Annotated in this window: 18 protein-coding genes; 6 read left to right on the top strand and 12 right to left on the bottom strand. The window is 43.2% G+C overall.

Features of this window, described 5'->3' with window-relative positions; all coding sequences use genetic code 11:
• Positions 1-359 precede the first annotated feature (359 nt).
• Positions 360-2,429: a beta-prism lectin domain-containing protein gene (locus NB504_RS15320; RefSeq protein WP_013856525.1), complete on the top strand. Its 2,070-nt coding sequence runs from the start codon at positions 360-362 to the stop codon at positions 2,427-2,429.
• A 112-nt stretch (positions 2,430-2,541) separates the two neighbouring features.
• Here the strand turns inward: NB504_RS15320 and NB504_RS15315 are convergent, their stop codons facing one another.
• The 7 genes from NB504_RS15315 to hinT form a co-directional block, all read right to left on the bottom strand.
• Positions 2,542-3,831 (bottom strand): NAD(P)/FAD-dependent oxidoreductase, encoded by a 1,290-nt coding sequence (locus tag NB504_RS15315; RefSeq protein ID WP_029189790.1) that lies wholly within the window; start codon positions 3,829-3,831, stop codon positions 2,542-2,544.
• A 354-nt stretch (positions 3,832-4,185) separates the two neighbouring features.
• Complete coding sequence (ycfP, locus tag NB504_RS15310; protein ID WP_013856523.1) at positions 4,186-4,728, bottom strand: alpha/beta hydrolase YcfP; 543 nt, start codon at positions 4,726-4,728, stop codon at positions 4,186-4,188.
• A 100-nt stretch (positions 4,729-4,828) separates the two neighbouring features.
• Complete coding sequence (locus NB504_RS15305) at positions 4,829-5,680, bottom strand: phosphotransferase (protein WP_258429238.1); 852 nt, start codon at positions 5,678-5,680, stop codon at positions 4,829-4,831.
• 34 nt (positions 5,681-5,714) lie between these two features.
• Positions 5,715-6,305 (bottom strand): penicillin-binding protein activator LpoB, encoded by a 591-nt coding sequence (gene lpoB, locus NB504_RS15300; protein ID WP_013856521.1) that lies wholly within the window; start codon positions 6,303-6,305, stop codon positions 5,715-5,717.
• Positions 6,306-6,327: 22 nt separating this feature from the next.
• A complete protein-coding gene (locus NB504_RS15295; RefSeq protein ID WP_258429236.1) occupies positions 6,328-6,717 on the bottom strand; it encodes a YcfL family protein in 390 nt (129 codons plus the stop codon).
• Positions 6,717-8,108: a COG3014 family protein gene (locus NB504_RS15290; protein ID WP_017042311.1), complete on the bottom strand. Its 1,392-nt coding sequence runs from the start codon at positions 8,106-8,108 to the stop codon at positions 6,717-6,719. The genes NB504_RS15295 and NB504_RS15290 overlap by 1 nt, the downstream gene beginning before the upstream one ends.
• Before the next feature lie 67 nt (positions 8,109-8,175).
• Positions 8,176-8,526 carry a purine nucleoside phosphoramidase gene (gene hinT / locus NB504_RS15285; RefSeq protein WP_026027183.1) on the bottom strand — a complete coding sequence of 117 codons (351 nt, stop codon included), beginning with the start codon at positions 8,524-8,526 and terminating at the stop codon, positions 8,176-8,178.
• A 357-nt stretch (positions 8,527-8,883) separates the two neighbouring features.
• On the opposite strand from hinT, the gene NB504_RS15280 reads away from it, so the two are divergent.
• Together NB504_RS15280 and NB504_RS15275 are read left to right on the top strand one after the other, a co-directional pair.
• The gene (locus tag NB504_RS15280; protein ID WP_026027184.1) at positions 8,884-10,875 is read left to right on the top strand and encodes a methyl-accepting chemotaxis protein; all 1,992 of its coding nucleotides are present in this window, start codon (positions 8,884-8,886) and stop codon (positions 10,873-10,875) included.
• A gap of 176 nt (positions 10,876-11,051) precedes the next feature.
• Positions 11,052-12,212: a DUF1887 family protein gene (locus NB504_RS15275; RefSeq protein WP_013856516.1), complete on the top strand. Its 1,161-nt coding sequence runs from the start codon at positions 11,052-11,054 to the stop codon at positions 12,210-12,212.
• Positions 12,213-12,264: 52 nt separating this feature from the next.
• On the opposite strand, the gene fadR is transcribed toward NB504_RS15275, so the two are convergent.
• Positions 12,265-13,104, bottom strand: coding sequence for a fatty acid metabolism transcriptional regulator FadR (gene fadR, locus NB504_RS15270; protein ID WP_258429234.1), 840 nt, complete (start codon positions 13,102-13,104; stop codon positions 12,265-12,267).
• Between the two features lie 655 nt (positions 13,105-13,759).
• Here fadR and nhaB point away from each other — a divergent pair.
• Together nhaB and dsbB are read left to right on the top strand one after the other, a co-directional pair.
• Entirely contained in the window at positions 13,760-15,349 is a 1,590-nt protein-coding gene (gene nhaB / locus NB504_RS15265) for a Na(+)/H(+) antiporter NhaB (protein ID WP_208892593.1), read from the top strand.
• A 75-nt stretch (positions 15,350-15,424) separates the two neighbouring features.
• Positions 15,425-15,964 carry a disulfide bond formation protein DsbB gene (gene dsbB / locus NB504_RS15260; protein WP_088732659.1) on the top strand — a complete coding sequence of 180 codons (540 nt, stop codon included), beginning with the start codon at positions 15,425-15,427 and terminating at the stop codon, positions 15,962-15,964.
• Positions 15,965-16,025: 61 nt separating this feature from the next.
• Here the strand turns inward: dsbB and bioD are convergent, their stop codons facing one another.
• Genes bioD through bioB form a run of 4 tightly spaced genes read right to left on the bottom strand, consistent with a single transcriptional unit; the run spans position 16,026 to position 19,702 of the window.
• A complete protein-coding gene (gene bioD, locus NB504_RS15255) occupies positions 16,026-16,712 on the bottom strand; it encodes a dethiobiotin synthase (protein WP_199871520.1) in 687 nt (228 codons plus the stop codon).
• Positions 16,709-17,512 carry a malonyl-ACP O-methyltransferase BioC gene (gene bioC / locus NB504_RS15250; protein ID WP_258429233.1) on the bottom strand — a complete coding sequence of 268 codons (804 nt, stop codon included), beginning with the start codon at positions 17,510-17,512 and terminating at the stop codon, positions 16,709-16,711. Before bioC ends, bioD begins: the two co-directional genes overlap by 4 nt.
• Before the next feature lie 2 nt (positions 17,513-17,514).
• A complete protein-coding gene (gene bioF / locus NB504_RS15245; protein WP_258429232.1) occupies positions 17,515-18,678 on the bottom strand; it encodes an 8-amino-7-oxononanoate synthase in 1,164 nt (387 codons plus the stop codon).
• Positions 18,650-19,702 carry a biotin synthase BioB gene (bioB, locus tag NB504_RS15240; RefSeq protein ID WP_258429231.1) on the bottom strand — a complete coding sequence of 351 codons (1,053 nt, stop codon included), beginning with the start codon at positions 19,700-19,702 and terminating at the stop codon, positions 18,650-18,652. Before bioB ends, bioF begins: the two co-directional genes overlap by 29 nt.
• 134 nt (positions 19,703-19,836) lie before the next feature.
• Here bioB and bioA point away from each other — a divergent pair, with 134 nt between their 5' ends.
• Positions 19,837-21,126 (top strand): adenosylmethionine--8-amino-7-oxononanoate transaminase, encoded by a 1,290-nt coding sequence (gene bioA / locus NB504_RS15235; RefSeq protein ID WP_258429230.1) that lies wholly within the window; start codon positions 19,837-19,839, stop codon positions 21,124-21,126.
• The last annotated feature ends 54 nt before the right edge of the window (positions 21,127-21,180 follow it).

Here is a 21,180-nt window from a genome sequence, read left to right as displayed (position 1 = left end):
TACAGTTTAGCTCACTGATTTCATATCCTTACCGGTTAGAGCTATTCTGTTGTTAACTATTCTTATCAAAACCAATAACACAACCCACCTACAGGCCGCTCCAATGGTTTGGGTACGTGATCTTCTAAAAGTTAAACTGGCAATGTATTTTATTAGTGAGTGTTTCATTTTTAAGACCTCTCATTTATGAGAGCCATGTTAGATTGAATCTCTCTTATTAAGTCTTGATAATCCCTCCATCTCGTGTTGTGCCATGTTCAACTTATTTACCGTAAGACCTATCGTTAAAGTGCAGCACAGGTTAACAACATCAATTTAAATCGGAATTTACACAAACATACTGAGAGAGATGTTACCTAATGACTTCTAAATTTTCGTTATGTGCGGTCGGGCTACTGTCAATAAGCAGTATTGCAGTCAGCACTATTGCAACCGCATCAAACCCTAGTGAGATAAACACCCAATTAAAGTGGTCTTGGGAAAGTAGCTCGTTTAAACCAGAATCAAATCAAGTCATGGCGGCTCCTGTTATTGCCCAGCTAAATGATGATAATGGCGATGGCAAAATCGACGAGAATGATATTGCTGATATCATTGTTGTGACGTTTGAAAATAACAAATATACACAAGGTGGACTAGTTAGGGCATTAAGTGGTATTGATGGTTCTGAGCTTTGGTCATACGATAACGGTGGCATCATAGCCGATGCTCGCTACTCTCCTGCTGTTGCAGACCTTGATGGTAATGGTGTTGTTGATATTGTTATTACCAGTGCATCAAGCCCTTACATTACTATCCTAGATAATGAAGGGAATATTAAAAAGCAAATTTTAAAGCATGTCACAGGTGGACGGTCAGTCGGTACAATCTCGATCTCTGATTTAAACAATGATGGGTCAATTGAGATCATCTCTGCCGATGGTGTTTATAACTACGATACTGGTTTGCTATTTAGTTTGGAGTGGGCTCCATCATCGATCAGCTTTGATGCGGATGGCGATGGTGTTCAAGAAATATTTTCAAACGGCGCTCTTTACAAAAGTGACGGCTCATTTACTTGGCAATATCAAGCGAATGATACGGTTTGGTTTTCTTCCGTTGCCAACCTAGATAGCGACAATAAACCAGAAATTGTTGTATCAGTACCAGCCACTAAAGCAACAGCACAAAACAGTGTATTTGCAGTTTTAGAGCATGACGGCTCAGTAAAGTGGGAGGTTAATAACCTTGAAAACCCAGGTGGTGGTGTACAAGCTATCTCTAACTTCCTTGGTAATACAGCAACAAGCTCTACCAATGAAATAGCTAAGTCCCCTGTTTATGGATATACCCATTTACATCACAGCCATCCAGTTAAAATAGCAGATGACAACCAACTTAAAATCCGCTCAGGAGATCTGATTGACGCTATTGGATCAACAGCAAGTAATATGGTGGGTGGTCAAGGCGGTTCACTGCATACTATTGATGCAAGCAAAGTCCGCTCTATCGATGTAACCTACGGCAAATATAAAACGTGGTGGACATATGGCGTACTCGAGATGGAATTCACTCTCAATGATGGTTCGAAAATAACGTTAGGTTCAAAAGACTCAGCCTTTAAATACCCAGCATTAGAGTGGCGAACCAAAGAAGTTCCATATCTTGGATTGGAGTGGAGAACAAAACAAGTTTCTTACTGGTTCTTTGGCTGGCATACCAAAACAGTTTCTTACCTAGCTCCTGTTTGGAAAACTAAAACGATTCCTTATGCTGTTCCCGTCATGAAGAGCAAAGCAACCACTGAACGATACACAGTCCCAAGCAATACCCAATTGGTAGGCTTAAATGTTTGGAGCAAACCAAAACCTATCTTTACCTTCAAAAAACACGTTAATGCAGTTCAGTTTGTTGTTGGGGAAAGCATTAATGATAGTTACCTGAACACTGGTATTGTCTATGCGGGTTATCATGCTGTTGATATGTATAATGCACAAGGTAGCAAAGTTTGGTCTGTAGCAAATGATGACTATAACAGCGGTAAAATTGGTGTCTCGGCTTACGATTTCACTGGTGATGGCATTGATGAAGTTATCGTACAAGATCTTCTGAGAGTCCGTATTCTTGATGGGCGCACGGGAGCAGTATTAGCAACGATTGCTAACTCGTCGAACACCTTGTGGGAATATCCTGTTGTGGCGGATCTCGAAGGCAACAACAATGCATCGCTTATTGTGGTCGCAAATGATTATGCAAAAGAAAGCGCAATCAACCACGGCGTCTATGTTTATGAATCAGCCGATGCTGATAAACCATGGAAAAATGCAACGAGAATTTGGAACCAACATTCATTCCATTTCTCAAACATTAACCAAGATGGCTCAGTACCAACCAATGCTCAGCCTAGTTGGCTAACACATAACACTTATCGCTCAAGTACCATTAAATAACTTGAATTTGATATAACCACCACTATCGCCCAAGGCGGTGGTGGTGGGTGACAACAAAAAACCTCGCCTTTTAACAAAGGCGAGGTTTTTTATGGCTAGTACGCTGGGAATATTAGTGAAGCTTTAAGTTTGGACGCAACACACGATTAATACGGCCAACTAACATCATCAACCCTGTTTTGAACATACCGTGTAGCGCCATTTGGTGCATGCGATACAAAGAAATGTACACTACTCGCGCAATACGACCTTCAACCATCATCGAGCCTTTGGTTAAATTACCCATTAAGCTACCAACGGTAGAAAAACGACTTAATGAAACCAACGAACCGTGATCTTTATAAACATACGGTTTGAGCTCACGCCCGTTAAGCTTAGCAACAATATTCTTGAACGCTTGGCTTGCCATTTGGTGCGCTGCTTGTGCACGAGGTGGCACAAATGAACCATCGGCTTGTGTACATTGTGCTAAATCACCGATCACAAAAATATCGTCATCTCTTGTGGTTTGTAAGGTGTTTTTTACCACTAACTGATTAATGCGGTTTGTTTCCAAACCGGAAATCTCTTTCATAAAGTCCGGTGCTTTGATACCAGCAGCCCACACCATGATCTGAGCGGGAATCTTTTCGCCATCTTTAGTTGTTAGGCCATCCTTATCTGCTCGCGTGACCATAGTCGCAGTACGAACGTTGACACCTAATTTCGTTAATTCGCTGTGCGCAGCACTAGAAATGCGAGGTGGAAGAGCGGGTAGAATACGCTCACCCGCTTCCACAAGGTTGACATTCAGTTTGCTTGAATCAAGATCGCCAAAACCATAAGTCCGCAGCTCTTTTACTGCATTATGTAGCTCTGCAGATAATTCAACACCCGTTGCACCTGCGCCAACAATCGCAATATCAACTGTACCGTTACCATTTTTCGCATGAAGTTTTAGAAACTCATTGTTCATTTCAGTACGAAAACGATTTGCCTGTTCAGGGCTATCAAGGAAGATACAATGCTCACGAACTCCTGGAGTATTGAAGTCGTTAGACGTTGAACCGATTGCCAGCACCAAAATGTCATATTCAAGCTCACGACTTGGCATTAACAATTCACCATGCTCATCTTGCAATTCACTAAGAACAATCACTTTGCGTTCACGATCGATATCAGCAAGACTACCCATTTGGAAATCAAAACGATGATTTTTTGCGTGAGCGCGATAGCTTAGCGCATCCACTCCTTCATCTAATGAACCCGTTGCCACTTCATGCAATAACGGTTTCCATAAGTGGCTTGCTTTACGATCTACTAATGTGATTTCTGCGCGATTTTTACGGCCAAGAGTGCGACCAAGTTTAGTCGCGAGCTCTAAACCACCCGCGCCACCACCGACTACGATAATTCGTGTCACAACAATAATCCTCAAAAAGAAATAAACATGATTCAGCGTGAAATCTCACACTGAAGGAATTCTCAGTAATGCGCTTGCTTCAGATAAATCTTGTTCAGCAAATGAAGCTATCTTCGCAGCACGTTTCATTAGGATAAGTGCATGTAACTACACACAAATTAGGCAAATTTAAGACTTGCTCTCAATTTTTTTTGATATTTATCAAAATATTTATAATTTAATCATTATATAGAGCAAAACTCATGGTGCAACCAAAGAATTCCTCTATTTCACTACGAGACATAGGGGGGTTGGGCCATAAAAAAACGACTCACAATTGTGAGTCGTTCAGTCGAAACTATGATGCACGGATGCTTAATTTGATTCTTTAAATGCCTTCATCGCTTGCAAATGCTGTGAGATTTTCTTGAACTTATGGTTCTGGGTTTCATCCCAAATGATATCGTAGTAGTTTTCGAGCTCTGCTGCTGTTTTGCTGTTGTCATGAATCTCATCTTCTTTAGATAAAATCACTAAACAGCGTCCTTTATTTTTTACCCTGTATTGCTCAACACACTTAGTCGCAATATCTTCATACTCTTCAGGGCGATCGATGCGTCCAGTCATGTTTGTTTCCGGATGCAAGTTAGGATTAAACACCACTTGCTTAATTCCGCATAAGAATCCAATCCGCTCAGACCAGAAGCCGCCGAGGCCTACGCCACAAATAATCGGATGTGGGTCATCAGACAACTCAATCACTTTATGCACTTCTTTTAGAAGATGCTGCATATCGTGTTTGGGATGCTGTGTACTGTAGTTAATAAAACGGACATCGCTGTCAATAAATTGCAATTGCAGTACTTTTTCATGGTTTCCTGGGCTTGTTGAATCAAAACCGTGCAGATAAATAATCATAATAACTCCCCACTCCTTGAGGTTTTTAATCTACCACGAAGATTGTGGTTTCAAAGACTTTAACCTTAATTTACTGCAACAAAACGACGAAACAGTGATCCTAGCTACATAATGTGCGTTTTAGATGTTCGGCTTGTTGGCGATAATAGTCATCACCCCATAATTGATGTGCTAACAAATACCATAACATGGCCATCATTGTTGCTCTTGGATGCCAAGCCACCACTCCTTCGACCCAATCATCGACCCCCACAATCTCACGCAATTGACAATAACGGTAGACCGCCTCTAATGGTTTTTCTTCTGCAACATCAATGCTTAAAGCCAGGTCGAGTCGGGGGTCGGCAATTGAGGCGTATTCCCAATCAATCACGCGGTTACCTTCATCGGTTTTAACCATATTGTAGCCAGCTAAATCAAAGTGGCACAAAGTCTGACCAACATCAGCAAGGTTAGGTGCGGTGCGCCAACGTTGATATAAAGCCGACAAGTCCTCACTTTTATACTCAGCTTTGAGCTGTAGCCAATAATGATCAACCCGAGCGATAAAACTGAAAGGGGCAACTGGGATGCGTGCTGTACTGAGGTTATGGATCTTTATCTGTGTTTTTAATAGAGAATCGAAAGGTAAACCACCAGTAAGGGATTGGCCATCAATCCATTCAACTAATAATCCTTGATCATTAATGGAAAGTGGCTTGGGGCCTAAGTGAGAAGATTCGATAGCAGAGAGAATTTGATATTCTTGAAAACGCGAAATGGAAAAGGCTTGAGTGATCTGCGTATTAGGCCGCCAAACAAAGCTGCGTTCCTCCGTGACAATTTTCCAACATCGGTTTGTTAACCCCCCTGTCAGCGTTTGTGCGTAGTCAGGGGGAGTAGAGAAGAATTCTTCTAGCGACGTTAAGGTACGATCAAGCTGACAAGCTTCACGCCAAGACATTCTCGCCATAAGGACCTCTTCTCTCAATTACTCAATTTTGTGATTAAAAACCGAGTAAACTTTTTGACTGCTGTTTACGAATTTCGGTTTCATCTGCCCATTCAATAAGGCCGCTTTGAAGATCCATTAAACGCATCGTCATTTTGTAATATACATCTTTATCACTGCTTGCGTTTTTCACAATACTCGACAAGTTGCCATACAGCATATATTGTGCGCCAACCATTTTGCCAAACTGAATGGCGGTACTTTGATTGACCAACTCATCATTATTTTGGAAATTGAGCTGTTCGCGCACGGCTTCAACACGATCCATGTCGACGAAGCGGAACTTACCTGAATTCAACATCTTAGTACTGATGGTGTCAGTGATAGATTCAGTATCAATGTGCTCACTGGTTTTATTTTTGATTCGCTCAACAAACACGATAGGACGAGAATCACGGGTAATCGCTGCTACCGAACCTGACATCATCATGCTATCAACCATTTCCCCCGCGATTTTTTGTAAATCTGTTGAACCAAAATCAACTGTCGTCGTTTCAACGGATTGTGCATCTCCGTAGCTGACTTTATTTGAACAGCCGCCCAAAATGACAGCGAGTCCTAGCAATGCGATAATACTTTTGTTCATATTGGTTCCTTACTTTCCCAATTTAATTATTTGACCCACGGATCTGTACGCGAAACTGTTTTCCATTTGGATTGACAGAAATCTCCGACAATGACACCGTCTCCATCCCACTGATGATCTTTTGTTTCCAAGGACTTTGTCTGTTATTGACTTCAAGCCCATCATCGTCATACCAAGAAAAACGGTACTCGATAATTTGGTCACCTTGGTAATGACTCACTAAACGCACAAGTCCCCTCGTATGACCATCCACTTGGTTAGTTGCAATGTCTTCAACAACCAAGCGATTACCTAATACATTGTCGCCAAATAGCACTTTTTGCGAAGCGCCATCAACTCTTAATCCTGCGATATTTTCAGCACATCCAATCAATGAGAATGTGACTAACAGTCCCAATATCCACTTTTTCATTACAATCTTCCTAGTTGTTTATGCCAGATGGTTGAATGACGTCCCTGACGAGAAACCCACACCAAAGTGGTGCCTTTTTCCGGTACAGAAAACTGATATTCTTGCTCTCCCACCTTTATTCGTTGCTCGCCTGCATTGACTTGCAGACTGGCCGTTTGCACCAACCCTGGCAGCGTTAGCCAACTGCGCGTATCGGGCTGCTCTGTCAGCAGATTCCAAACGTTGAAGACTAAATTACCAACATTGTCATCTTTGGCCGCTTCTTTGCGCAATTGATCTTTCGCCAGCACTCTCAACACTTGCCTTATTACTATAGAGGGCATTTTCTCAGACAAGTTTCGACTTGCCATTAAATTCACATCCGTCAGAAAATGAGAAGTCAGTACTTTGTCATTCATCGTCAGTGATGAAAATGATTCAACGGGTGTATTCGGATAATAAGGTAAGGCGAGAGAATACAATGCGCCATTTCCTCTGCTGTCATACAAGGGTAAAGATTGACGCCAGCTATCTAAGGCTTTCACCACACTCTGCTCTTCTATTATAAGCACACGACCTTGAGAAGCAGTCAGTGAATGAGATTTCCCGTAGCGTTTCTCTAATTGGATTAGGTCTTCTCTCATCCCTAATCGTTTCGCAACGCGTAATGTACCCTCTATAACCTCAATATTATCGGGAGTGACTGCCAAAGCGCGTCGATAGTCGACATAGGCACTGTTAACATCACCAGAGGCTTCATAAAGCAAAGCAGAAAGGTAAAAAAGGTAACCATTCTGCACCGCCTGCAAAGCTTTTCCTGCATCAGGGTAGTTTGCTAGTACGCTGCCTAAGTTTGGTGTCACACCTTGTGATTTTAGCTCTTTTTGCGCCTTTTCAAGTTCCGCTTCTCTAGCCTGCCTTGCTTGCTCTTGTACCTGATTCGCTCGCCGAACTTCAACCAGAGCTCCATCCAAATCATTCTGTTGTAAATAATTCAAACCGAGATAAAGATGTAAAAAACCGAGTTCATAATCCGCAGGAACGTATTCCATCAAGTTATCATTCACAGCCAACGCACCGACACTTGTCGCCGTATCACTTAGTGAAATCAATGCCTTATCTTGTTGAATTTTAACCGCAGAATCACTCAATTCGAAACTACGCTTACTGTCTACATAATTCTGGTTAAGAAAATGGACTCGCCCTTTTTCCAGATTGTCCAGAATGTCACCCGCGACAAATTCCGCAAGTTCATTCTCCGCATCTTGATACTGCCCAGATTTAACTGACTGATAGACAGCGCCATTTTGAGCACTGTAATGACTAAACAAGTTCCCCGCAGAAAAATTAGCACAGGCATTGAGAAAAAAAGGCGATAAAAAAACCGTAATATGTCGCACGTAACGCTTCACTCAATACTCCATATTTAACTCTAACCGTATCAATCGAGCGCCCAATAGTGACTGGGCGACCCATGCATTAGCTCATCAAAAGCGGACCCAACGGGCGACCACCAACCAAGTGCATATGAATGTGGTAAACCTCTTGGCCACCATGAGCGTTACAATTCACTATCAAGCGATAGCCATCTTGTGCAATACCTTCTTGTTGAGCGATTTTTTTTGCCACTGTAAACATACGTCCCATAGCCGCTTCATGCTCAGGTTCAACATCGTTGGTCGTCGGAATAAACGCATTGGGAATGATAAGAATATGGCTAGGCGCTCTAGGGTTAATGTCCCGAAAGGCGGTAACTAAATCATCTTGATAGAGGATATCTGCAGGAATTTCTTTACGGATAATTTTGCTAAAAATGGTTTCTTCAGCCATGAAATACTCCACTAGTAAATAGGCCTACGCAGTCACATCAAAGTACATTAGATCGAGATAAGTGGTTCAAGGCTAATACCTAAGTGGCCCACGACAACATATCGACAACCGATAGAACCGACACTAATTTGACCTTAATGCTACTGAATATAATAGGTGTGTAGTTGGATTTGAGTATGCGTGAACCCTGTCAAAAGCTCAATAAAAAACACCGTACGCGTAGCATAAATGACAGAACACTAATATAAAAAATGCGTTTTGCCAGGCCCGTCATAAAATGTACGTCTCACATTCAATACAATACTCATTATTTTGTTATTTTTTAAAACAAAACACTATTTTTCTAGGGAGAGGATTATGAAGGGTTCAGTGATTAGGCGAATGTACGCTGGTTTCACACTGATCATCATCATGTTTGCAGTAACGACCGCCATTATGATGGGAGGAATGAATCAAATTCATTCTAATTTCGAAAGTGTATCAACCACCGCCTTACCGCTCGTTTCTTTGTCAAACAAAACAAGTGTTCAACTGCTTTCTGCCGATAAATCTTTTAAGGACTTTTTGACGACACAAAACCAAGATCGCATGAATGTGATGCGTTCAGAATTTGCTAAAGCAAAACAAGATTTTGCTGACGTGCTAAACCAGCTCCAACAAGCAAGTGCAATGAACCCCTCTCTTGAAGAGCGGATAAGCCAACTTAAACAGATGGAACTCCGCTACTTTTCAGAAGCAGAACAAGCCATGAATAATTATCAGGCGATGTTTGAGGCGCAAGCTCAAGTGCAAAAATCAACTCGTGAATTTCAAAGACTTCATGCCGATTTAAGCACCGGAATGAAAGATTTTGTCGATGGGCAAAATAGTATTTCAGTTAAAGTCATGGCGAAAAGTTATTTCATTAAATTGAAAGATGCGGAATTAATCACTTCAGACGCTTTGGCCAGTTCGGATGTCGCCTTTGTTGACAAGGCCGTCACCATGAATAAAAAAGCGGTCACGCACCTCAACTACGCTTACCGAGGCTTATCGACCCAATTACCTGAACTGAAAAAAACATTTGACGATCTCGTCCAAAAGTTCTCTCAAGATATTGGACAAAAGGGTGGTGTGCTTGATCAACACAATAGTTACTTACTAGCGAAAACAGCCCTTTATGAAAACATTGCGAATTTGGCTATCGAGGTCGATAAAGCAATGACGATTTTAGACTCTTTTAACGATACTGCGACCGACGGTTTAAATGCCTCTCTGCGAGAAGCCGGGGAAGTCTATAAGCAAGGAGTTATTAAAGCGATCGTGATTGGTATTGCGGTTGTGCTAGTGGCTACGGGTATTGGTTACCACATTGCGCAAAGTGTTCGTGAGCCGTTAAATCGTATACTCAAAACGCTAGAAGGGCTGACAAAAGGAGATATGACACAACGCATTGAAATTCGTTACAACAACGAGTTTAGTCGCTTAAGTGGCCACATCAATTCGCTAGCAGATAATTTGCACCATATTTTGGTGCAGTTGAATGATGCTTCTGAAAATTTAACCAACACAGCTAACCATAACCAAACCACCTCTTCAAAAGCACAGTCACAACTCAGCACCCAACGTGAGCAAACCGCGAGCGTGGCAACCGCAATGACAGAAATGGCTCATTCAGTACAAGAAGTAGCGCAAAGTGCTCAAAGTTCGCTAGAGATGGTGCAGAAAGTTGAATCGGCTTCTGAATCGGGCCGTAAAATTATGAGTGACAATATCACTACTATTAATCAATTGGAGACTCGCTTAAATCAATCGGTTGATGCTGTCGGTGAACTGCAAAAAATGAGCAGCCAAATTGGTTCTATCTTGGATGTGATTCGTAACATTGCAGAACAAACCAACTTATTGGCGCTCAATGCCGCGATTGAAGCTGCTCGTGCTGGAGAGCAAGGGCGCGGGTTTGCAGTCGTAGCTGACGAAGTTCGTGTTTTGGCAAAACGCACAACGGATTCGACGTCTGAAATTGAAAGTATGATCAGCAACTTGCAATCCAGCTCATCTTCTGCCAGTACTGTTATTGAAAGCTGCATGACTGATATGGAACTTTCTGTCGAGCAAGCATCAACGGCGAATAGCGCAATGGAAGAGATCCAAGCGTTAATTCTAGAAATCAGTCAGATGAGTACTCATATTACACAGGCGGCCGCCGAGCAAAGTGAAACAACTGGTGACATTGCACGCAGTATCGAGGATATTAATTTAATCGCAGATGGTAGCTATCAAGCCATGTCTCAAATTGCACAGGCAAGCGCCAACCTAACTCAGCTTGCTAATCAGCAGAATGAATTAGTCCATCGTTTTACATTATGAGTGACCGTTAACAAACTCAACCCCATTTGTAAGTTACATGTAAATTATGTCTCAAGGGCGGCTTTTAATCTAAAGTCGCCCTTGTTTTTTTGATGCCACATCGTTATATGATAACTATCGGCTTGCGCATTATTATCTACCTCCTACTCTTTGCAAGCCAAACATGAGGATGATCTATGGCTGTTCATGTTGGCATTATCGACCAAGACCCTATTCGCTTGGTTACTCCCCTGCTTGATAATCGAACGGTAAGTTCGCACATTGTCTTCATCGGTGATCAAGACCAAAAATCAATGTATTTACGTTTACACTCGGTATTGAGTCAGCGCGATATCACTTCTGAGTTTTTTGAAATCCCATCGGGTTCCAATACCTCAGCAATCAAACAAGCTATCCAGTTTTTAGCGGAAGATTTGAAAACCAGATACGACGAAGTCAAGCTGAACGCAAGTTGTGGTTTGAGACATCGTTTATTATCCGTTTATGAGGTGTTCCGTAGCTATCAATGGCCTATTTTTGTCGTCGAACCGAACAGTGATCAGCTGTGTTGGCTTTATCCCGATGGTCAAAATAATACCCAAGTGCAAGACCACATTACCATTTCAGACTACTTAACCATTTTTGGTGCACGGGGTGAATTTAGTGAGCATCATATTCCGCCACAACTTGACCAAAAACTTTACGAACTCGGCGAGCGCTGGGCAAGTAATGCATTAGAACTTGGTCCTGGTTTAGCCACATTAAACTATTTAGCGACGACGTGCCGCAAAGAGCAGCGGCTAGATGTTGCACTTTCAGAAAAACAACAAGGGTATCGTGAACTTCATATTCTGTTGACCGATCTTGTCGAAGCACAAATCGCCACCTATCAAAATGGCATTTTAACCTTCGCCAACGAAGATGCGCGCCGATTTTCCAATGGAGAATGGTTAGAAACATTAGTGCACAGTACAATAAGGCAGATCCAAGATGATATGCCTACCATTCAAGATCGCTCTTTGAATGTTCAAGTCTACCGTCAATTAGGTGAGCGAGAAGTCAGAAATGAACTCGATGTCGCTACAGTGGTGAATAACAAACTGCATATTATTGAATGTAAAACGAAAGGTATGCGTGATGACGGCGATGATACGCTTTATAAGCTAGAATCATTACGTGATTTGCTTGGTGGCCTACAAGCTCGCGCTATGCTCGTGAGCTTTCGCCCACTCCGCCATAATGACATTACTCGTGCAGAAGATTTAGGGTTGGCCTTAATCGGCCCAGATGAACTGAAAGATTTAAAATTACATTTAGCCGCTTGGTTTAAAGAAGCAGGTGGTAACGAAGATATCTAACCTACAAAAAAGCCCGTTTCATACGGGCTTTTTTTACAGTAAAACGAATTTTCTAATGATCATCTTCTGTAAAATTTGTCGGTAACGTTGTTTTCATTTGATTCCATATGTGAGCGCTGTCAATACCGTAATGACGGATCACAATCGGCAACTGCTCACGATTGCCACTTTCACATACTGCTAATAATTCACGGTAAAACTGCAAGGCTAACTCGCGTGCTTCTGGATTAGAGAAATAATAGCTGCCAACTCGGTCATATAATTTCTTTAGCCCATTAAAAATCAAACCATAAATTTGATTTCCTGAGTGAAACGCTAAACGCTGAAATAACATGTAATCGTAAAAGTTAAAGGTTTTCGCAATCAATATTTGCTGACGTTTATATTCGTCTTTTTCACCATCATCTTTAATATGCTGTTGGATTTTCTGTGCATAAGGAGATAACTCCATAAAAGAATCCCAAGATTTGGCACTTAATAGTGCTTCACAGCTTTCGATAACATTAGTAATAGTGCGCTCGGCAGGGTCTTTGTTCACTTTAAATGCATAACGCATAAATATGGGGCTAATATTTGTCCGAGCCGCAAGTAAATCTTCCACAATACTGGTGGCATTTTCAGCATCGAGCGTCATTAATGTATCTAATATGTGTAAACCGGAAGTTTCCATAAATTGGTTTACTTTCGTTGGCTTACCATGCTGTATAGTCAACCAACCATCACGGGCTAAGCGTTGTAATACTTCTCGAAGCGTTGTACGTGTTACACCAATTAATTCTGAAAGTTCGCGCTCTGCAGGTAAGATAGAACCCGGTGCAAAGCGACCATTCCAAATGCTCTCAATTATGTATTTTTCAGCAAAACCTGCTGGGCTTTTTGCCTTAATGACCATTAAGTACTTATCCAGTTTTCTATTTATTTGGGTCGAATGGGACTCATCATACCACTAGTTGAACGTTATCGGAAACAAACCATCCGCGAAGTTATCACAAACAAAATAGAGCTTAAACTCTAATTCAATCATCTTGTTTATGAACAATACCGAGTCAATGAAATGGTAATTTTTAGCAGTTCTTCAAAAGGAAGAACACATAAGAGTAGAAAAAATAAAGAGATATAACTCACATTAATAAACTTAAAATAATCAATTTAAGCTTGCAAAATTCGCTCTTTTTAGTCATTTAGATGCCTATTACCTTAACTCCACTTCAAAATACGGCTCGGCGTGAATTTTTCACAACTCTTATGCTATGCTTACCCAACTTTGATCGCGTTTTTGACCAAAATATCGGTAAGTGTTTTATCAATAACCTGATTATTATTGACTAAAAAAGCTTGCGGAGTAGAGTGACGGTCGAAGTAAGGATTGCTTGTCTCACTCAAGGAGTGTCTTGGTAAAACCATAATCCCTAAACGGTTTGTTGTTTCGCTAGAACATTGCCGATAGATACTGTTTTCGTGTTTAACACGTTCTATTTGGCCACTTCACATAATGAATTAAAGATAAGCTGACAGCGTCTATCATCTCAACAGTAAGAGAACTACCCATGCCGATGTCCCTCGGAAGCGCTTTTCTCAAGAACTTTCTTGGTAAAGCCCCTGACTGGTACAAAGTTGCCATTATTGCTTTTCTCATTATCAACCCGATTGTTTTCTTTTTGGTCGACCCATTTATTGCTGGTTGGCTACTTGTGGTTGAATTCATTTTCACCCTAGCGATGGCGCTTAAATGCTATCCCCTGCAACCTGGTGGCTTACTGGCTATCGAAGCTATCGCCATTGGGATGACCAGTGCAGAGCAAGTAAAACATGAACTTGTGAATAACATCGAAGTTCTGCTGCTACTGGTGTTTATGGTGGCTGGTATCTATTTCATGAAACAGCTATTGCTGTTCATCTTCACCAAAATACTACTTGGTATTCGTTCAAAAGCGATGCTTTCGGTCGCCTTTTGCATTACAGCTGCTTTCCTGTCTGCATTTTTGGATGCTTTAACAGTTATTGCAGTGGTCATCAGTGTCGCCGTTGGGTTTTACTCGATTTATCACAAAGTGGCATCGGGACAAGGGACAAGCTCCGCTCATGACCATACTCAAGATGAGCATATCTCAGAACTAACACGTGATGACCTAGAAAACTATCGTGCGTTTTTGCGCTCACTACTGATGCATGCTGGCGTAGGTACCGCTTTAGGCGGGGTGATGACCATGGTTGGTGAACCACAAAACTTGATCATCGCCGATCAAGCAGGTTGGTTTTTTGGCGAGTTTATCATCCGTATGTCTCCGGTAACCGTACCTGTTTTTCTCTGTGGTATTTTGACCTGTGTATTGGTTGAAAAGCTGAAGCTATTTGGTTACGGCGCAGAATTACCCGCTAACGTTCGTCAAATTCTGGTCGATTTTGACACGGCTGAGCGCAAAAATCGAACCAATCAAGACGTCGCAAAACTTTGGATCCAAGGCGCTATTGCTGTCTGGCTGATTGTTGGATTGGCACTGCACTTAGCGGCAGTGGGATTGATTGGTCTTTCAGTTATTATTTTGGCGACAGCATTTACTGGTGTGATAGAAGAACATTCGCTAGGCAAAGCATTTGAAGAAGCCCTACCCTTTACGGCGCTGCTGGCGGTATTCTTCTCCATCGTAGCCGTAATTATCGATCAACAACTCTTTAAGCCAGTTATCGATGCTGTGTTGAATGTTGAAGATAAAGGGGCTCAGCTTGCTCTCTTCTATGTGGCTAACGGGCTTTTGTCGATGGTTTCGGATAACGTTTTCGTTGGCACTGTCTATATTAATGAAGTCAAAACAGCGCTACTAGAAGGTGTTATCACGCGTGACCAATTCGATTTATTGGCTGTCGCGATTAACACAGGTACGAACTTACCGTCAGTAGCAACACCAAACGGTCAAGCCGCTTTCTTATTCTTATTAACATCAGCACTTGCACCATTGATCCGCCTTTCTTATGGCAAAATGGTCATCATGGCTCTGCCTTACACGATTGTATTGGCATTAGTTGGCCTGTTTGGCATTGTCTTCTTAGTTGAACCCATGACTGCGCATTTTTATGACTTAGGGTGGATTACGCACCATTCAGCCAAAGCAGTTCAAGCCATCTCTGTCGGGCATTAAAATATTCGGTTGATAATGAAACTTATCTAAGTTAAAAAGCTCTGAACTATCAGGGCTTTTTATTCTTTACAGGTATTGAATGTGACTTTTTTTTCTACTCTGAAACTGTTCTCTCAATCGAGAAAATCTTGGTTTTTATTACTTCTTTTTGTGGTTTTTTTTGAGGCTTGTGCGCTTTTTTTTCAGCACATCATGATGCTCGCACCGTGTGTGATGTGCATTTATGAACGTGTGGCGATGCTAGGAATTGGCGGAGCAGCTCTGCTTGGCTTAATCGCACCCAATAATCCGATTGTTCGTTGGATTGGACTCGTTACTTGGGGAGCCAGTGCTTATAAAGGTTTGACCTTATCTATGCAACACGTAGATTACCAATTCAACCCTTCTCCTTTTGCCACTTGTGATTTATTTGTCACTTTCCCAAGCTGGGCACCACTCAATCAATGGGCACCTTGGATGTTCGAAGCTTACGGTGACTGTTCGAAAGTGGTATGGCAATTTTTAACGCTTTCCATGCCACAGTGGCTAGTGGTCATCTATGCTGCTAACTTGCTGGTGCTCGCTTTTGTTGTTTTAGCTCAGTTCGCGAAAACCCCCGTCAATAAGCTGCGGTAATAACCTGCTTGATCAAAAAAGGCATCTCGCTAAGAGATGCCTTTTGGCTGATTCACATCACTTACTCTGACGCAAGCAGCGGAGCAACATTAATATACTTACCAATTTGTTGCCGTTTTACCGTTGGCACATAGGGTATTTCACCAAGCTTAGGCGCTGGAATGCGCGATTCCAACATTGCAATAATTTCAGCGTAATGCTCAGTTCCTGGGTTCACTCGGTTGGCTACCCAGCCAACAATCTTCAACCCGTCGGCAATAATACTTTCCGCTGTTAAAATTGCATGGCTTAAGCAGCCTAGTTTAATTCCTACCACTAATACCACTGGTAGTTGTTCTTGTTTAACCCAAGTAGACAAGCAGTCAGTATCAGAGATCGGAACGCGCCAACCACCAGCACCTTCGATCAACACAATGTCAGCATTCGCTTTATGCTTAGCTAATTTGCTACTGAGTACGCCATAATCAATCTCGACGTGTTCATGTTTTGCGGCGATATGTGGTGATGTAGGGAGCGCTAAAGAATATGGATTCACATCACCATAGGGCATCTCTTTGGTTGCCGCTTTCATCAGATGTAATGCATCTGAGTTGCGTAAGCCAAATTCCGTTTTTTCGCTACCAGCGGCAACGGGTTTGTAGCCAATAGTCACCAAATCCTTGGCGGCTAATGCTTGTAGAATCGCTTTTGAAGCGACCGTTTTTCCAACGTCGGTGTCCGTACCCGCAATAAAAAATGCATCAATCATCGATGTATAACCCCTAAACAAACCTGATAAGTTGCAGGTAGAAGACCTTGATGGTTTTGAAATGCTTGGTATGCCTGCTCAATTTGCAGTAGAGCCTTGCGGCTTGTTAACCCTTGTGAGCGTCCACTTACGTGATTTGCACCAATTCCTTTAAGATCTCTCATCAAGGAAAAAGCTTTGTCATACCAAACTGTGATCGAAGGCAAGTCTAGTTGATGGTGGTAACCGTGAGATTGCGCTAACGCAATTTTTACCTGATTGAGTGTGATGAAATCATTGACGTGTTGATGTGTATCAATTTTTGTCCACGCTTGTTTCAGTTCAAACAGCGAACCGTCCAATAATGTCGAAAAATAAGCCGTCCCTTGTGGTTTCAATACGCGGTGAATTTGTCGCAGTGGTAGAACAAGGTCATCACACCACTGCAGCGCTAAGCTAGAAAAAACGTAATCAAAAGAGGCGTTGGCGAAAGGAAGCACCTCAGCATCGGCTTGATAATAGGTGACGCCAACATCACCACAACGTATTTTAGCTTGTACTAGCATCTCACTTGAGAGGTCAACACATACCACATACGCCCCTCTACGCCGCAGTTGCTCTGAAAAATAGCCCGTACCACAACCAAGATCGAGCACTCTTTTCCCTACTAGATTGCGCGGCATTTTGTCCAATAAACGGTGTCCTACGCCACGTTGAAAAGCGGCATGTACATCATAATGCTTTGCCGCGCGGCTAAAAGAGTGGGCAATGGCGGCTTTGTCATGCAGCGTATTTATCTCTATGGCATGAGTTTGTGACATATTCAGCTCTCCTCTAGCGCACGTTGCAGTTGTGTGGTTAGTTGCTCTATGTCAGCAATAGTGTGGTTGGCGGTTAGAGTGATACGCAATCGAGCACGGCCTTGAGCCACCGTTGGTGGGCGAATCGCGGTCAACCAACACCCGTGATGTCGCAATTGTTCGGCGATATTCAATGCTGTTTGCGCCTCACCAACAAGGTAGGGTTTGATTGGCGTTAGCGTTTCAACATAGCCATCGAAACCTTGCATGGATTCAGCGTAATAAGCTTGCAGCTCAGTCAGTTTTTCTCTGCGCCACGGCTGCTGAGTGACCATTGAAATAGCATGAGTTACTGCATAAGCTTGCGCTGGCGGCATGGCTGTAGAATAGACGTGGTGACGAGCAAACTGCGTAAGAAAGTCACCCACCTCTTGATTGCATAAGATAGCTGCACCCGATAACCCCAAGGCTTTGCCAAAGGTCACCACTAAGAGCTGTGGTTTTATTCCTGCCGCGCTGCAACTGCCTGCCCCACCCTCGCCCAACACACCGATGCCGTGTGCATCATCGACTGCCAACCACGCTTCACCTTGCAGTGCATCCGTGATTTCGCACAGCGGTGCACAATCACCATCCATGCTAAAGACCCCTTCAGTCACCACTAACGTATGACTATCGCGGTTAAACTGTTGCTTAAGATGAGTGACATCGTTGTGCCGAAAACGCTTCATACTGGCTGCGCAAAGCATTCCTGCTTCCATCAAAGAGGCGTGGTTAAGTTTATCTTGCAGTAGCAAATCGTCTTTATTGAGCAGGCTAAACAGCAGTGCCTGATTAGCACTAAAACCCGAGCCAAACAAAATGGCTCGCTCATAACCTAGCCACTCACACAAGTTAGATTCAAGGTTGCGATGGGCTGAGCTAAAGCCTGTGACCAAAGGAGATGCGCCACTACCGCAACCATACATACTCAGCCCTTGCTGCCAAGCGGCAATCAATTCTGAGTCATGTGCAAGGCCAAGGTAATCGTTACTGGAAAAGTTAAGATACTGGCGGCCATCTTTGCACAATCGAACCTGGTTGCCTCCCTCAAGCTCGATAAGAGAACGAGAAAGCCCAAGATCGTGACGAGCACTGAGCGCCGCTGAAATACGTGAATTAAACGCTGGCATCGTAGAAAAGATCATCTTTAGTAGGACGAGCTGCCACCCGTTTTACGACACGTTCAAGCAGCTCACTTTCTGCAACTTCATCCGGTTTTTGGCTCACTTGTTGGCTATTGATACCCAGTTTTTTAAATAACTGCATATCGCTATCTTCATCAGGATTAGGAGTCGTTAGCAACTTGCAACCGTAGAAAATGGAGTTTGCACCTGCCATAAAGCACAGCGCTTGCATCTGCTCATTCATATTTTCACGTCCAGCCGATAAACGCACCGCCGATTGTGGCATCATGATCCGAGCAACGGCAATCAGACGAATAAAATCAAACGCTTCGACATCTTCGGCTTGCTCTAACGGTGTGCCTTTCACTTTGACCAGCATATTAATCGGTACACTTTCAGGATGGGTTGGTAAGTTCGCTAATTCCACCAACAGGCCAGCGCGGTCATTAGCGCTCTCTCCCATACCGATAATTCCCCCAGAGCAGATCTTCATTCCTGCATCGCGCACGTGCGATAAGGTATCAAGGCGATCTTGATAGGTTCGGGTGGTGATAATGTTGCCATAGTATTCAGGTGAGGTATCTAGGTTGTGGTTGTAATAATCAAGCCCTGCACTGGCCAACTCACTTGCTTGATCAGGCGTTAGCATGCCCAACGTCATACACGTTTCCAAGCCCATCTCTTTCACGCCACTGATCATCTCTTTCAAGAGAGGCATATCACGCGCTTTCGGGTTTTTCCACGCCGCTCCCATACAAAAGCGGGTCGAGCCAGAGCGCTTCGCTTTTTGCGCCGCGTCTAACACCCGCTCGACTTCCATCAACCGTTCTTTATCAACATCAGTCCGGTAATGCGCACTCTGCGGGCAATATTTACAATCTTCAGGACACGCCCCCGTCTTAATAGAAAGTAACGTGCTGACCTGAACATAATTTTTGGGATGGTATTGACGATGTACTTGCTGCGCTTCAAACAGTAGATCCATAAACGGCTTTTCGACCAGTGCGCTCACCTCAGCAACGGTCCAGTTATGACGAACTTCCACATCTCTTCCTTATTCAGTTTTATTATTTTGTTGCTTGGCTAGTCTACTGACAAGCGATAAACTGTCAACAACCAAAGAAAACACAAGTTTACTAATGGTTAATTTTCAAACAAACCTAGCAATATGGACTGATCATGGATTTACTCTTCGACCGCCAACATATCTGGCATCCCTACACTTCAACGCTGACGCCATTGACTTGCTATCCCGTCACTCACGCTCAAGGTGTCCATATTTATTTGGAAGATGGGCGACGCTTGATTGATGGAATGTCCTCTTGGTGGGCAACTATTCATGGTTATAACCATCCACACCTTAATTACGCTGCGCATCAGCAAATTGATAAAATGTCACACGTGATGTTTGGCGGTATCACACATCAACCCGCCATTACGCTTTGTAAAAAATTACTGGTATTAGCGCCAAGCAATCTTGAGCACGTATTTTTAGCCGATTCTGGCTCCGTCGCCGTGGAGGTCAGTTTAAAAATGGCGCTGCAATACTGGCATGCAAAAGGTCAACCACGAGCGAAATTTCTCACCTTACGTCATGGCTATCACGGCGATACGTTTGCCGCAATGTCAGTCACTGACCCAGATAACTCGATGCATTCGCTCTACAAAGGTTTTTTGCCGCAGCATATTTTTGCCGATTCGCCAACTTGCGGTTTTTGGGATGAGTGGGATGAACGCGATCTCGATGATTTTCGAGAGAAAATAATGCACGCTCATCAAGAGCTTGCGGCGGTGATTTTAGAACCAATTGTGCAAGGTGCTGGCGGTATGCGTATCTATCATCCTCAGTTTTTAAAAGGCGTGCGCGCACTTTGCGATCAATATGGTTTGCTACTGATTGCCGATGAGATTGCAACTGGATTTGGCCGTACTGGAAAGCTCTTCGCCTGTGAGCACGCTAATATCGCGCCTGATATTTTATGTGTCGGCAAGGCCTTAACGGGTGGCTATATGACGCTTTCGGCCACACTGGCGACCAAGCAAGTCGCCGATACGGTTTGTTCTGGCGAAGCGGGCTGCTTTATGCATGGGCCAACCTTTATGGCTAACCCATTGGCGTGCGCCGTCGCCTGCGCTAGCTTAGAGCTCATCGAACAGGGCGATTGGCAACAGCAAACCCAGCGTATTGAAGCACAATTTGCTCATTTACTGCCCATGCTTAACCGTTTTGAGATGGTAAAAGAGACGCGCTGGCTGGGCGCTATCGGCGTGATTGAAACGCATCGCCCTGCCAATATGGAAATCATTCAAGCGCTATTTGTTGAACAAGGGGTCTGGATCCGTCCTTTTGGCTGTTTAATCTATGTGATGCCACCGTTTATTAGCCAAATAGATGACATTGAAAAACTGATCAACGCTGTAGCGGTGGCATTGCAAAATTCGCAATGCTTTCAAATCGATGGGGCTTAAATAGAACCGACATAGAATATTGATGCATAAAAAAACCGACTCGCAAGTCGGTTT

This window comes from Vibrio sp. RM-69-4 (assembly GCF_024743775.1).
GTDB classification, from domain to species: domain Bacteria; phylum Pseudomonadota; class Gammaproteobacteria; order Enterobacterales; family Vibrionaceae; genus Vibrio; species Vibrio anguillarum.
The sequence above is the reverse complement of the archived record's forward strand: the minus strand, read 5'-3'. Positions and strand labels throughout refer to the sequence as shown.